Raw genomic sequence first — 14,004 nt, forward strand, 5'->3', positions numbered from 1 at the left:
ATGACCATTGACCGGCGCTCGTTCCTCATCGGCGCATCACTGCTGTCGCTGACCACCGCATGCGGTGCGTCAGGCTCCTCCTCCTCGAACTCACTCAAGATCGGCGCATCGTTGCCGCTCACCGGCCCGGCCGCGGACGTCGCCGACCCCGGCTACAAGGGCTACCAGGTCTGGCAGAGCCAGATCAACGCGCGTGGCGGGCTTCTGGGCCGCAAGGTGGAGTTCGTCATCCTGGACGACGGCTTCGACCAGAACACCGTGGTCTCCAACTACAACCGGCTGATCACCCAGGATCGGGTGGACCTGCTGATCGGCACGTTCTCCTCGTTCCTGAACCTGCCGGCCTCGACCGTCGCCGACCGCAACCGCATGCTCTACATCGAGCCGTCGGGTGGTGCGGCGGATATCTTCTCGCGCGGCCACACCAGGCTGTTCTTCAGCCAGCCGGGCACGACCGACACCGCGCATCGGCCGTTCGCCGCCTACGTGGAGGGACTGAAGGAGCGGCCCGCCACCGCGGCCTACCTGTACCAGGACGACCCCAGCACCGACGTGCCCGTCCAGAACCTCCAGAAGGCCTTCGAAGGGCTCGGCATCAAGACCGTCTACGGGCAGAAGTATCCGCCGGACACCAAGAACTTCGACGCGATCGCCAACGCGATCCGGCAGGCCAACCCCGCTCTGCTGGTGCACGGCGCGCTGGAGGTCGACGGCGTGGCCGTGGTCCAGGCCCTGCAGCGGATCGGCTTCACCCCGTCGATCCTCTACCAGACCAGGGCGCCCTCCAGCGTCAACACCTACCCGCAGGCCATCGGCGCCACGAACACCGAGGCCGTCTTCACCGCCGGCAGTTGGCATCCGGCCTCGAAGTATCCGGGCAACGCCGAGTTCGTCGCGGATTACCGCAAGCAGTTCAAGCAGGAACCGAGCGAGGACGCCGCCAACTCCTACACCGCGGCGCAAGTGCTTCAAGCCGGCGTCCAAGCCGTCGGCAAGCTCGACCAGGATGCGATCGCCGCCTGGCTGCACGCCAACACGGTCGACACCATCGTCGGCCCGCTGAAGTGGGACGAGCGCGGCGTTCCCGACGGCAGCCTGCTGCTGATGCAGTGGCAGCGCGGCAAGCTGGAGGTCGTCGCCCCGGCCTCGGCCGCGACCGTCACCTCCGTGATCGCCGCCAAGCCGAGCTGGGCGACCTGATGCAGGCGTTGCTCTTCGGCCTACTCGTCGGCGGCGTATACGCCCTGGCCAGCAGCGGCCTGACGCTGATCTTCGGCGTCATGCACATCGTCAACCTGACCCACGGTGCGATCCTCATCGCCGGGGCATTCCTCACCTACAGCATCTGCACGGCGACGGGCCTCGACCCCTTCGCGACGATCCCCGTCACCGGCACTGTGCTGTTCGGCCTGGGCTGGCTCATCCACAAGCTCGTCATCCAGCGGGCCGAGCGCGGCGGTGAGGGCACGATCATCCTCTCCACGCTCGCGCTCGCCATGATCCTGGAGGGCATCACCATCCTCATCTGGGGCCATGAACCGCACACCGTGGCCACCTCCTACGCCCGCACGTCCATCCGGCTCGGCGACCTGGTCTTCCCCACGGCCCAGGTGTACGGCTCCGCGTGCGCGCTGGCCCTGCTGGCCGCGCTGTACGTGGTGCTCAACCACACGTGGCTGGGCAGAGCCGTACGCGCGGCCACGGCCAACCCGCAGGGCGCCGAACTCGTCGGCATCCGGGTGGAGCGGGTCAACGTCGCCGCCTTCGCCCTCGGCGTCGCGCTGACCGGCGCGGCGGGCTCGATCCTCGCGGTCCTGTCTCCCTTCACCCCGGACTCCGGGGAGCAGTGGATCGGCCTGGGGCTCGCCATCGTGGTGCTCGGCGGCATGGGCAGCCTCGGCGGCGCGCTGATCGGCGCCCTGGTCCTCGGCGTGGCCGAGACACTGACGGCCACCTACGGGTCGCCCTCGTGGGCCACTGCCATGCCCTTCGCCGTCATCGTGCTGACCCTCCTGCTGCGCCCGCAGGGGATCTTCGGCGTTCGAGTTCGACAGGATGTGGTCAGCGCATGAGGATCCTGATCATCGCGGCCGGCGGCGCCCTCCTCGCGCTGCCCGTGCTGTGGGGCGACGCCTACTACCTGAACATGCTCATCCTGATCTTCCTTCTGGCGATCATGGCCAGTTCCTGGAACATCATGGGCGGCTACACCGGCTACATCTCCCTCGGGCAGAGCGCCTTCCTCGGCGTCGGCGCCTACACGACCGCCATCGCGGCCAATGCGTGGTCGATCTCCCCACTTCTGGCCGCCCCCCTGGGCGGCCTCACGGCGGGGGTGCTCGCCGCCGTCCTCGGCCTGGTGACCTTCCGGGCACGAGGCAACGCGTTCATCATGATCACGTTCGCGATGCTCTACCTGCTCGGCATCGTGGCGCTGAACTGGACGTGGGTCACGAACGGCAACGACGGCATGATCCTTCCCACGCCGACCTGGAGTAGGGACTACGCCCTCTGGCCCTTCTACTACGCCCTGCTCGGCCTGCTGATCCTGACGCTGGTGATGTCGAAGGCGATCGCCTCCACACGCTTCGGCCTCGGGCTGACGGCCGTCCGCGAGGACGAGGAGAAGGCCGCGGGCATCGGCGTCAACACCTCGGCGGCCAAGCTCGCCGCCTTCGTGGCCAGCAGCGTGCCCATCGGCGTGGCAGGTGGCTTCTACGGCTACTACCTGGGTTTCCTCGACTCCAGAGCCATGTTCAGCATCGTCACCAGCATCATGATCGTGCTCGCCGCCCTGCTCGGTGGCTCGGGCACGCTGTGGGGCCCCGTGCTGGGCGCCTTCCTGCTGGAGCCGTTCTCCCAGCTGACCAACCAGCTGTTCACCGGTCCGACCGCGGGCGCCTGGCGGCTGGTCGTCTTCGGTGGGCTGCTCCTGGCCATCCTGCTCTTCCTGCCCAAGGGCATCATTCCCGGGGTACGGCAGGCGCTGGCCAGAAAGCGACCGGCCGCCGTGGGCAAACGCCTGGCCCTCGCCGCCGTCCCGTCCTGGCTCGCGGTCGGCGACGGGGGGCGATTGGAGGTGCACGGCATTCGCAAACGCTTCGGCGGGCTCACCGTCCTCGACGGCCTGGACCTCACCGTCGAGCCCGGTTCGATCACCGGGTTGATCGGGCCGAACGGATCCGGCAAGACCACGCTGTTCAACCTTGTCGACGGCGCGATGAAGCCGGACAGCGGCACGATCCTGCTCGACGGCCGGCGGATCGACACCGCGAGCCGGTGGGCACGCAGCCAGGCGGGGCTGGGCCGTACCCACCAGATCACCCGGCTGTTCCCCCGGTTGTCGGTGCTGCGGAACGTCGTCGCCGGATCCAACGGGTCCTGGGCGGCTCCGGCGATCACCGGTGTCCAGGCCGCCAGGGGCGCTGAGCTCCTCGATCTCGTCGGGCTCGGCGACTATCGCGACCTGCCCGCCGGCGAGCTCTCCTACGGCCAGCAGAAGCTCATCGAACTGATCCAGATTCTCCTGCTCCAGCCCCGCCTGGTGCTGCTCGACGAACCGGCGGGCGGCATCAACCCGACGCAGATCGAGCAGATGGGCGCCCTGATCCGCGAACTCAACCGGACCGGGACCACCTTCCTGATCGTCGAGCACAACATGCCCTTCGTGCTCGGGCTCTGTGACACGGTCCACGTCCTGGCAGGCGGCCGCCGCATCGCCTCCGGCACGCCGCAGGAGGTGCGGAGCGACCCGCTGGTGCTGGACGCCTACCTGACGGGAGCGAGCCAATGATCTCGATGACCGGTGTCTTCGCCGGGTACGGCGGCGGCGACGTGCTGCAGGGGCTGGACCTGGAGGTCCTCCCCGGCTCGGTGACCTGCATCGTCGGCCCCAACGGCGCGGGCAAGTCCACCGTGCTGCGGACCATCAGCGGCCAGCTCGCACCGCGTCTCGGCGCGATCCGCTTCGACGGCCGCGACATCGCCGGACGGCATCCCGCCGAGCTGATCAAGGCGGGGATCGTGCAGGTGCCGCAGAAGAACGGCCTGTTCCCCGCGATGACCGTCGCGGAGAACGTACTTCTCGGCGGCTACCTGCGCCGCCGCGAGAAGGCGTATCTGCAGGGGCGCTTCGCCTGGCTCGCCGAGCGCTTCCCGATCATCGCTGAGCGGAGCGGCGAGCCGGCGGGGAACCTGTCCGGCGGGCAGCGGCGAACCGTCGAGTTCGCCAGGGCGCTCATGCTGGAACCGGCGATGGTGCTGCTCGACGAGCCGTCTCTGGGGCTCGACCCGCGCTCGCTCGGTCTGGTGGGAGATGCCGTGAACGCCATGCGCGACGGCGGCATCACCGTGCTCATCGTGGAACAGAACGTGCGCTTCGGGCTCGGGATCGCCGGTCACGGCGTCGTCATGGAGAGCGGCCGCGTGCTCATGGCGGACTCCGCCCGGACGATTCTCGACGACCCGGAGATGGGCGCGCTCTTCCTGGGCGGCGCCCCGTGAGCGCCTTCCTGGACCGGCTGCGGCAAGGGCTGCCGACGCTCATGCTCGGCATCCGCGGCAGCCGTACCTCCGAGGTCGTGCGGATGGCACACGCGACCGGCCACCACGCCGTCCTGGTCGACCTGGAGCACTCCACCATGTCCACCGATGTGGCCGCGCAGCTCTGCTCGGCCGCCGACAGTCTGGGAATGACGCCGCTGGTGCGAGTGCCGGAGCGCGAATACGGCATGATCGGCCGGCTCCTGGACGGTGGCGCCCACGGCATCGTCGCCCCGCGGGTCGAGACGGCGGACGAGGCACGGCGGATCGCCCGCGCCTGCCGGTTCCCGCCGCGCGGGCAACGCTCGCAGACCGCCCAGGTGCCTCAGTACGGTATGCGTCCGGTGCCCGCCAGGGAGCTGAACCCGGCGCTCGACGCCGCGGCCGTGGTGCAGATCCTCATCGAGACCCCGGCGGGGATCGCCAACGCCGACCACATCGCGCAGGTGGACGGCGTGGACATGCTCGCGATCGGTGTCAACGATCTCACCGCGGAGCTCGGCATGCCCGGCGCCTACGACGATCCGCGAGTGCTCGACGCGATCGCCACCGCGGCCGCGGCCTGCCGTACGCACGGGAGGTTACTGGCGGTCGGCGGCATGCCCGCGGCCGGTCTCGCCGGTGTCTGCCCACTCCGAATCACCGGGATGGACTCCGCCCTGCTCTTCCAGGCCATCAGCTCTGCCGCGAAGGATGCGTCATGACCCTTCAGACCACGCCCATGCGGGCCACGACGAGCAACACCCGGCCGGGTTTCACGATGCCACCGCTGAGCTGTGACGCCCATTTCCACGTGTTCGAGCCCGGCTACGCACATGTTCCCGACCCGCTCTACACCTTTCCCGACGGCACACTCGACCAGTACCTTCGCCTGACCGACTGGCTCGGCATCGAGCGGATGGTGCTGGTGCAGCCGACCTTCTACGGCACCGACAACAGCCTGCTGCTCGACGTGCTGCGCAAGGTGGGCCCGCGCTGCCGCGGCGTGGTCCGGATCGAGGACTCCGTGAGCGACGCGGAGCTCGACCGCTTCCACGAGGCGGGGGTACGGGCGATCAGGCTCGACCTGTTCGCCCGCGCGTCGTGGCGCACCGACGAGCTCGTCGCCTACATCCGCGCGATGGCCAAGCGCGCCCGGCCGCGCGGCTGGCACCTGCAGTTCTACACGCCGGGCGCGGTCGTGCGGAATCTCCTGCCCTTCCTCGCCGAGTTCGAGCACCCCTTCGTCATCGACCACATGGGGTACGGGATGGACCTCGACGGGCTGCTGCCGCTGCTCGCGGGCGGGTACTGCCATCTCAAGCTGTCGGGACCGTACCGGCTGGCCAAAGACGGGCCGCTGTCGGCCGTTGAGCCGCTGGCCCGCGCGCTGGTCGAGGCCCACCCCGACCGGCTGCTGTGGGGCTCGGACTGGCCGCACCTGCCCGACGGCCAACGCGACACCGGCGAGTTGCTGAATCTGCTGGCCGACTGGGCGCCCACCCCGGAAGATCGCCACCGGATCCTCGTCGAGGCGCCCGGAAGGCTGTTCTACGGGCAGTAATCTCGGTGATGGGGAGGTATCTGGTGAAGTCCAAGCGTACCGAGGCAGAGCTCAAGGACGCCGTGCGGCGGCTGTTGACCCGCAAGAGCTATGCCGAAATCAAGATCACCGATATCACCGCGGAGGCGGGGAAGGCGGTGGGCTCGTTCTACCGCTATTTCGAGGACAAGGACACCCTGCTCGCCTCGCTGGCCGGGGACTTCCAAACGGCGCTGCGCTCCCATGTCGTCGATCACCTCGGTCACGAGCACTCGCTCTCCACGACCGACGACATCCGCCGCCACGTCGGCGCGTATTGGGCCACCTATCGCGAACACCTGCCGGAGATCGTCGGTATCTTCCAGGCGTCCATGTCCAGCGGAACCTTCCGCCACATCCACGACGAACTACGCCAGCGCCACGTGGAGAACTGGACGCGGCACATCCGCGAGACTGACACCCCGGCGGCCAGGAGCGAGGAGAGCGCCCGGCTGGCCGCGCTCGCAATATCCTGCATGCTGGAGTCCTTCTGCTACCACCGCCTCGCGGAGAGCCCGGGAGGCGACGACGACGAGGACATCGAAACCCTGACCCAGCTGATCGCCAAGGGGTTGCTGGGGTGACCGGTGAGTGACCTGAACGGGCCGCCTCCGAAGTGACCGCTCGTGCCGCCGCCACCGCCCGCTTCCCACAGGTGGAAAGGGCGGTGGCGTCGTCATCATGGTGGGGACGATCGCGGTGATGACGCGGGTGGTGTACAGCCTGGACGGCCCGACCGGCAACGGCGCACCACGATGGCCTCCCGTCCGGGTCGCCGTCAGCTACCCGGATGGCCGAACTCCCGTGCACGCTGAGTCATCCGGGTAGCAGACCGATCGCCGCCTTGGCCTGGCGTACCTTCACATTGGCCAACCCACGGGCACGGGCGGCGCCGGCCCGCAGAACCGCCTGGACGTGCTGCGGGTCTTCGGCCAGTCGCAGGTAGCGGTCCCGGATGGGGGCGAGGGTGGCCACTACCGTGTCGGCGACTGTTTTCTTCAATTCGCCGTACCGGTTGAACCGCCCGGCCAGCCGCTGAGGCTCGTCGCCGGTGCAGGCGGCCAGGATGGCGAGCAGGTTCGATACCCCCGGTTTGCGATCCGGATCGTAGCTCACCACGCTGTCGGTGTCGGTGACTGCACGCATCACCTTGCGCCGCAGGACATCCGGCTCGTCGAGCAGTCGCAGCACCCCCGCGGTCGAGGGGGCCGACTTGCTCATCTTGTCGCCAGGTGACGCCAGGTCCATGATGCGGGCGGCGACCGGCGGATTGACCGCTCGGGGGATGGTGAAGGTGGGGTTGTATCGGGTGTTGAACCGCTGGGCGATATCGCGGGCCAACTCCACGTGCTGGCTCTGGTCCTCGCCGACCGGTACCTCGTCGGTGTCATACAGCAGGATGTCGGCGGCCATCAGGATCGGGTAGGTCAGCAGCGACACCCGGACCTGGTTCTGACGGCCGGACTTCTCCTTGAACTGGATCATTCGCTGGGCCTCGCCGTACCCGGTGGTGCACTCCAGCAGGTAGTGCAGTTCGGTGTGCTCGGGTACGTGCGACTGAACCAGGAACAGACACGCGTCGGGGTCAGCGCCTGCCGCCAGCAGGATGGTCGCGAATTCCAGTGTCCGCCGCCGCACCTCGACCGGATCATGCTCCAGAGTCAGGGAGTGCAGGTCGGAGATGAACACCACCGTATCCGTGGTGGCCTGCTCGGCGATTATCGGTGCGATCGCGCCGATGTAGTTGCCCAGATGCAGATCGCCGGACGGGGTGAAGCCGGTGAGTCGTCGTGGCATCGGTTTGGCTCCCTCGGGGTCGGGGGGCCACCCTGGCCGGGCCACCGAGGTGCGAACACACGAAACGGCCGCCCGAACCGGGCGGCCGCGTTATCAGTCACGCGAATGAACAGTGCCGCCCGTCAGGGGCGCCACCAGCCAAGAGACAAGAAGATCATCCGCACACCGTGACCATACCATCCGACAGGCGGAGGATCACCGGTAAGCCGGCGATGATCCTTATGTAGGCCGGCTACGCGGGCTGAGTCCGGGAAACGATCACGACTAACGCGGGAAGCGATCCTCTGACGTGTCCGTTCCGCCAGGTCACACGCTCTCGTGAACACCCCACCAGGGGCCGTTCTCGGGTTGGCTCAAGGATGGTTGACAAGATCCTGTCCGATCGCTTGATCGGGCGGGATTTCCTCGTTTCCGAGGTCCTGAGGCCGCACCAAAACTCGCGCACCGGCTCCAACCTGGCGTTTCGCAAGATCCATAGGCCGCTCTGCGGTGCTCGTTCATCAACCCTCCGACAGCTCGTCGGTGCCGAATCGGAGCGGTCAGGTCGATCACCGAGCCGGCTTCGTTCACCGGCGGCCTCTGGTCCAGGGCCTGATGAGGGCGATATACGCAGCGGCCACGTCCATACCGGCAGGTGAGACGGGGCCCATATGCTGGGGAACATGGTGTTGCCCGCGCAGCGGGCGCTGGTGCCCCTGGACTCGGTGCTCGGACTGCTGGACCTGCTGCTCGATGAGACGGCCGACGAGCAGAGCGCCGTCGCGCCGCTCGCCGAGTCGCTCGACGGCGCCGAGCTGGCCGGCGTGCTGCGGCGGACGCGGCGGGTGCGGGCGGCGCTGGCGCGGTGGCGCCGGCGCGATCAGGAGCTGTCCGCGCTGCTGTCCAGCGCGCGTGAGCTGGCCGAGCTGCGCGATCTGGACGCGCTGCTGGACCGCCTGGTGGCCCGGGCGCATGACCTGGTGGGCACCGACGTGACGTATCTGTCGGAGTTCGACCAGGAGACCGATGAGTTGCGGGTGCGCTCGACGCTGGGCACGTTCGCGCCCGAGTTCCGCCGGCTTCGGGTGCCTCCGGGAAAGGGCCTGGCCGGAAAGGTGGTGTCCACGCGCAGCCCGCAGTGGACGACGAACTATGACCACTATCTCGACGCCCCGCATGACGCGGAGATCGACGAGGCCGTGCGGGCCGAGGGACTGGTGTCGCTGCTCGGTGTGCCGCTGGCGGCGGGCGACCGCGTGCTGGGGGTGCTGTTCGCGGCCAACCGCGACGAGCACGCGTTCACGCCCGAGGAGATCGCGCTGCTGTCGGCGTTCGCCGACCACGCGGCCGTGGTGTTGCAGACGGTGCACCTGCTGGCGCAGGCCCGCGCGTCGGCCGAGGCGGCCCGGGTGGCCAACGAGGATCTCGCGCGCACCATGGCGGCCAGGGAACGCGCCAGCGCGGTGCATCAGGACCTCACCAATGCGGTGCTGCGCGGGGGCACCGCGCACGAGGTGGCCCGGACGCTGGCCGCCTCGCTGGGACGGTCGGTGGAGATCTTCGACCGCGACCTGGCCCCGCTCGCCTCGGCGCGGACCGATGCCTCGGGGGAGTCCTCGCCCATGACCGCGCACGTACGCGCCGCGGTCGAGCGCAGCCGCACCACGGGGCGGTGCGTGTTCCTAGACCCGTCGGACGACGGGGCGTCCGTCGTGGTCGCCGTGGTGGCGGCCGAGACGCTGCTCGGCGCGATCCTCGTCGGCCACGGCGATCTCGCGCTGGGCTCGGTCGAGCGGCGCACGATCGAGCGCGCGGCGCAGATCGTGGCCCTGCTGGCGCTGAAGCGGGAGGCGGTCGCCGAGGCCGAGGAGCGGGTGCGGGGAGAACTGATCTCCGACATCCTGCTGGGCGACGGCGCGCACCGCGAGGAGTTGATGTTGCGGGCCCGCGCCCGCGGGGTCCGTCTGGAGTCACTGCGCATGGTCGTCGCGGTGCTGGTGCCGCGTGACCGGCGCAGGGCGGCCGTGCAGGCGCTCGGCACCTGGCGCCCCGGCCTGCTGGCCAGTGAGCACGCGGGCTGTGTGGTCGTGCTGACGGACGCGGCCGACCCCGACAGCGCGGCGACCGAGGTCCGTGAGTGTGTGCGCCCGCTGACGGGGGCGCCGGTGCTCGTGGTGGCCGACACACCCGTCGCCACCTGGGGCGAGCTGGGCGCCCGGTTCGAGCCGCTGCGCCAGTGCGCCGAGTTGCTGCACGGCATGGGCATCCAGGACACGGCCGTCAACGCGGCGGCCTACCAGCCGTACCTGGCCCTGTTCGGCGCCGGTCGCGACGGGATCGTCGCGTTCACCGAGGCGGTGCTCGGGCCGGTGCTGCGCTGGGACCGCGATCATTCGACCGACCTGGTGAAGACGTTGCGCACCTACGTCGACTCGCACTGCAGCCCGGCGCGGGCGGCGCGAGCGCTGAACGTGCACATCAACACGGTCAACCAGCGCCTGGACAGGATCACCCTGCTGCTCGGCCCCGCGTGGCGCGAGCCGGAGCCGTTCTTTCGCGTCACCGTGGCCGTACGTATGCACGCCCTCGCGACTGGTCTGTGATCTACGTCGATTCACACATGGCAACGGCTTCAACGCCGTGTGATTCACCCATGGGCGCGGCGTTCCGGTCGGACCTAACCTTCCGCACAGGCCGTTTGCGTTTCGGCTCGATTATCAGCCTGTTTCGGCGGTATGCGGGAGGCATCGTGGGTATTCACAGCCGGCTGGCGGGGTTGCGCGACCTGTCGCCCGGGGAGCGGCGGGCCCTCGCCGCGAAGAGCGCGGGGCTCGATCCCGGCGCGCTCGACGTACTCGATCCGGCCGCCGGGCTCACCCTGGACCAGGCCGACCACATGATCGAGAACGTCGTCGGGGTCCTCGGGGTGCCGGTGGGCGTGGCCACGAACTTCAGAGTCAACGGATCCGACGTCCTGGTGCCGATGGCGACGGAGGAGCCGTCGGTGGTCGCCGCGGCGAGCAACGCCGCGCGCATCGCCCGCCTGCACGGTGGCTTCGCCACGACGTGCTCGGCGCCGATCATGCAGGCGCAGGTGCAGGTGCTGGGCGCGGCCGATCCCCACGCGGCGCGGCTGCGACTGCTGGAGGCGCGCGGCGAGCTCGCCGAGCTGGCGAACGCGCAGGACCCGCGCCTGGTGGAGTTCGGCGGCGGCGTACGGGACATCACCGTACGGCTCGTGCCGTCGGGCGAGGACGTCTACGTCGTGCTTCACCTCGTGGTCGACGTGCGGGACGCGATGGGCGCCAACGCGGTGAACACGATGGCGGAGGCCGTGGCGACCAGGGTGGGGGAGATCGCCGGGGGCCGCACCCTGCTGCGGATCCTGACCAACAAGGCGGACCTGCGCCTGGCCAGGGCACGCGCCGTCTTCGACGCCGAGGCCCTCGGGGGCTCGCAGGTGGTGCGGGACATCGTGCACGCGGCGGCGCTGGCCGAGGCCGATCCGTACCGGGCGGCGACCCACAACAAGGGCATCATGAACGGCGTCACCGCCGTGGTGCTGGCGACGGGCAACGACACCCGCGCGGTCGAGGCGGGCGCGCACTCCCACGCGGTCGCCCCGGATGGCCGCTACACCTCCCTGTCCCACTTCGAGCGCGACGCCGAGGGCAACCTGTCCGGCTCCCTGGAACTGCCCATGCCGGTCGGCCTGGTCGGCGGGGCCACGAAGGTGCACCCGGTGGCGCGCGCGGCGGTGCGGTTGCTGGGGGTGCGGACCGCGAGCGAGCTGGCCGGCATCGTCGCCGCGGTCGGGCTCGCGCAGAACCTCGCCGCGCTGCGGGCCCTGGCCACCGAGGGCATCCAGCGAGGACACATGTCACTGCACGCGCGCAACGTGGCGGTGACCGCGGGCGCGAGCCCCGAGGAGATCCCCACGGTGGTCGCGCGCATGCTCGCCGCCAAGGCGGTACGCGCCGACCGTGCCGAGCAGATCCTGGCCGAGCTCCGCGCCGGAGCCGGTGCAGCCGAAGGAGACTGAGCAGCCATGATTTTGGACGTGGGCATCGATGTCGGGGGCACCTTCACCGACGCCGTCGCCATCGCCGACGGCCGCGCCGTGCGCGGCAAGGCGTTCTCGACGCCGGACGTGACCACCGGCATCCTCGCCGCGCTGAGCATCCTGCGCGAGCAGGTCGGGCTGAGCGAGGCGGAGTTCTACCCGGCGATCGACCGGTTCGTGCTCGGCAACACCATCGTCACCAACGCGGTGGACGAGCAGAAGTACGCCCGGGTGGGGCTGCTGACCACCCAGGGCTTCCGGGACACGCTGCGGATCGCCCGCTCCGCGCGTACCGATGAGCGCGACTCGCACAAGCTGGCGCCGCCGCCGGACATCGTGGACCGGCGTCTGATCGTCGAGGTGCCCGAACGCGTCGACGCGCACGGCACCGTGCTGGTGCCGCTGTCGCCCGGCGCCGTGCGTACGAGTGTGGAACAGGTGCTGGCGGGCGGCGCCGAGTCGATCGCGGTGTGCCTGCTGTGGTCCTTCCGCAACGACGCGCACGAACGGGCGATCGCCGGCTACCTGCGCGAGCACCACCCGGACGTGCCGTACTCGCTGTCCAGCGCGCTCACCCCGGTGTACCGGGAGTACGAGCGCATGGTGACGACGGCGCTGGACGCGGCGGTCAAGCCGATCGTCGCGACCCACTTCCAGCAGCTCGCCGACGCCCTGGCCGCCAAGGGGTTGCGCACCAGGGTGCAGATCATGCAGGTCCACGGCGGGTTCCTCTCGGTCGAGGAGACCGCGCGGGCACCGATCTCGATGTTCAACTCCGGCCCGGTCGGCGGGGTGACCGGCGCGCGCCTGCTCGGCATGCGGCTGGGCCGGCGCCGGGTGCTCACCGCCGACATGGGCGGTACCAGCCTGGACGCCGCCGCGATCATCGACGACGAGCTGCGGGTGCTGCCGCGGGCCGAGATCGGCGGGCTGCCCACCAGCCTCACCGCGGTGGACATCGAGACCATCGGCGCCGGGGGCGGCAGCCTGGGCTGGATCGACGGTCGCGGGGTGCTGCGCGTCGGCCCGCACAGCGCCGGTTCCGTGCCCGGGCCCGCCTGCTACGACAAGGGCGGCGAGCGTCCGGCCGTGACCGACGCCGCGCTGGTCATGGGGCTGATCAACCCCGAGTACTACCTGGGCGGGACGGTCACCCTGTCGCCGGGCAAGGCGCGCGAGGCGATCCGGCGGCACCTCGCCGACCCGCTCGGGTTGTCCGAGGACGCCGCCGCGCACGGCATGTACCGGCTGGCGACCTCGCAGATGGCCAACGCGCTACGCAAGATCACCGTCAATCGCGGGCACGATCCCCGTGAGTTCACCCTGGTCGGCTTCGGCGGCGCCTGCGGACTGTTCGCCGCCGCGATCGCCGCCGATACGGGAGTGGGCGAGGTGATCATTCCACGCAACGCCGCCGTGTTCTCGGCGTACGGGCTCATGCACGCCGACTCGGTCTTCTCCGCGGTCCAGACCAGCCCGTGGACGATGGAGCAGCCGGCCGAGGCGCTGGAGAGGGAGTTCGCCGCCCTGGAACAGCGGGCGCGCGACTGGTTCGACGCCGAGGGCATCCCCCAGGACCGCCGCGCGGTCTTCCGCGAGGCCGACATGAAGTTCGTCGGCCAGATCTTCGAGGTGACCACGCGCCTGCCCGAGGAGCCGTTCCGGGAGGGCGACAAGGAGACGCTGCGCCGCCGGTTCGTGGCGGACTACGAGGCCGAGTTCGGCACCGGCACCGCGTGGACCGAGGCCGAGGTGCTGCTGGTCAACTCGCGGGTACGGGCGGTCGGCCGCACCGATACGCAGACCGTGACCGAGACCCCCGGCCAGGAGCGGCACACCGTCACCACGCGGGAGGTCGTCGAGCCGCTGTCCGGCCACCGCCGCCACGTCGAGGTGCACCGGGGGTTCGGTGCGCTCGGCAAGGCCGAGGGCCCGTGTCTGATCGAGGAACCCGACACCACCGTCTACGTGCCGCCGGCCGCGGCGGTCGAGGTCATCGACGGTGGGCACTTCCTCATCCGCCTGAACCACGCCGGCGCCGGCGACGCCGCCTGATCGAAGG

11 protein-coding genes are annotated in these 14,004 nt (G+C 70.1%); 10 read left to right on the forward strand and 1 reads right to left on the reverse strand.

The features are described 5' to 3' along the window. The 7 genes from ABT061_RS40910 to ABT061_RS40940 are packed head-to-tail and all read left to right on the forward strand — an operon-like array spanning position 1 to position 6,687. On the forward strand, positions 1-1,200 hold the full coding sequence (locus tag ABT061_RS40910; protein ID WP_350928397.1) for an amino acid ABC transporter substrate-binding protein: 1,200 nt from the start codon (positions 1-3) through the stop codon (positions 1,198-1,200). Continuing rightward, a complete protein-coding gene (locus tag ABT061_RS40915) occupies positions 1,200-2,072 on the forward strand; it encodes a branched-chain amino acid ABC transporter permease (protein ID WP_350928399.1) in 873 nt (290 codons plus the stop codon). Before ABT061_RS40910 ends, ABT061_RS40915 begins: the two co-directional genes overlap by 1 nt. Next, a complete protein-coding gene (locus ABT061_RS40920; RefSeq protein ID WP_350928401.1) occupies positions 2,069-3,793 on the forward strand; it encodes a branched-chain amino acid ABC transporter ATP-binding protein/permease in 1,725 nt (574 codons plus the stop codon). The genes ABT061_RS40915 and ABT061_RS40920 overlap by 4 nt, the downstream gene beginning before the upstream one ends. Beyond that, a complete protein-coding gene (locus ABT061_RS40925) occupies positions 3,790-4,503 on the forward strand; it encodes an ABC transporter ATP-binding protein (RefSeq protein WP_350928403.1) in 714 nt (237 codons plus the stop codon). Before ABT061_RS40920 ends, ABT061_RS40925 begins: the two co-directional genes overlap by 4 nt. Further along, positions 4,500-5,246, forward strand: a complete 747-nt coding sequence (locus ABT061_RS40930) for an HpcH/HpaI aldolase family protein (RefSeq protein WP_350928405.1) — start codon at positions 4,500-4,502, stop codon at positions 5,244-5,246. Before ABT061_RS40925 ends, ABT061_RS40930 begins: the two co-directional genes overlap by 4 nt. Continuing rightward, positions 5,243-6,085, forward strand: coding sequence for an amidohydrolase family protein (locus tag ABT061_RS40935; protein WP_350928407.1), 843 nt, complete (start codon positions 5,243-5,245; stop codon positions 6,083-6,085). The genes ABT061_RS40930 and ABT061_RS40935 overlap by 4 nt, the downstream gene beginning before the upstream one ends. 23 nt (positions 6,086-6,108) lie before the next feature. Beyond that, the gene (locus ABT061_RS40940) at positions 6,109-6,687 is read left to right on the forward strand and encodes a TetR/AcrR family transcriptional regulator (RefSeq protein ID WP_350928409.1); all 579 of its coding nucleotides are present in this window, start codon (positions 6,109-6,111) and stop codon (positions 6,685-6,687) included. Between the two features lie 232 nt (positions 6,688-6,919). On the opposite strand, the gene trpS is transcribed toward ABT061_RS40940, so the two are convergent. Then, entirely contained in the window at positions 6,920-7,900 is a 981-nt protein-coding gene (gene trpS, locus ABT061_RS40945) for a tryptophan--tRNA ligase (RefSeq protein WP_350928411.1), read from the reverse strand. A 662-nt stretch (positions 7,901-8,562) separates the two neighbouring features. Here trpS and ABT061_RS40950 point away from each other — a divergent pair. From ABT061_RS40950 to ABT061_RS40960, 3 genes are all read left to right on the forward strand, one after another. Beyond that, the gene (locus ABT061_RS40950; protein ID WP_350928413.1) at positions 8,563-10,482 is read left to right on the forward strand and encodes a helix-turn-helix domain-containing protein; all 1,920 of its coding nucleotides are present in this window, start codon (positions 8,563-8,565) and stop codon (positions 10,480-10,482) included. A 146-nt stretch (positions 10,483-10,628) separates the two neighbouring features. Further along, entirely contained in the window at positions 10,629-11,921 is a 1,293-nt protein-coding gene (locus ABT061_RS40955) for a hydroxymethylglutaryl-CoA reductase, degradative (RefSeq protein ID WP_350928415.1), read from the forward strand. A gap of 6 nt (positions 11,922-11,927) precedes the next feature. Further along, the gene (locus tag ABT061_RS40960; RefSeq protein WP_350928417.1) at positions 11,928-13,997 is read left to right on the forward strand and encodes a hydantoinase/oxoprolinase family protein; all 2,070 of its coding nucleotides are present in this window, start codon (positions 11,928-11,930) and stop codon (positions 13,995-13,997) included. The last annotated feature ends 7 nt before the right edge of the window (positions 13,998-14,004 follow it).

The sequence above is a fragment of the Streptosporangium sp. NPDC002544 genome (assembly GCF_040295965.1).
GTDB lineage: Bacteria > Actinomycetota > Actinomycetes > Streptosporangiales > Streptosporangiaceae > Streptosporangium.

Bases quoted from the DNA above. Each gene is read 5' to 3' on its own strand.
- ABT061_RS40910 (WP_350928397.1), top strand. From the start codon at position 1: ATGACCATTGACCGGCGCTCGTTCCTCATCGGCGCATCACTGCTGTCG.
- ABT061_RS40915 (WP_350928399.1), top strand. From the start codon at position 1,200: ATGCAGGCGTTGCTCTTCGGCCTACTCGTCGGCGGCGTATACGCCCTG.
- ABT061_RS40920 (WP_350928401.1), top strand. From the start codon at position 2,069: ATGAGGATCCTGATCATCGCGGCCGGCGGCGCCCTCCTCGCGCTGCCC.
- ABT061_RS40925 (WP_350928403.1), top strand. From the start codon at position 3,790: ATGATCTCGATGACCGGTGTCTTCGCCGGGTACGGCGGCGGCGACGTG.
- ABT061_RS40935 (WP_350928407.1), top strand. From the start codon at position 5,243: ATGACCCTTCAGACCACGCCCATGCGGGCCACGACGAGCAACACCCGG.
- trpS (WP_350928411.1), bottom strand. From the start codon at position 7,900: ATGCCACGACGACTCACCGGCTTCACCCCGTCCGGCGATCTGCATCTG.
- ABT061_RS40950 (WP_350928413.1), top strand. From the start codon at position 8,563: ATGGTGTTGCCCGCGCAGCGGGCGCTGGTGCCCCTGGACTCGGTGCTC.
- ABT061_RS40960 (WP_350928417.1), top strand. From the start codon at position 11,928: ATGATTTTGGACGTGGGCATCGATGTCGGGGGCACCTTCACCGACGCC.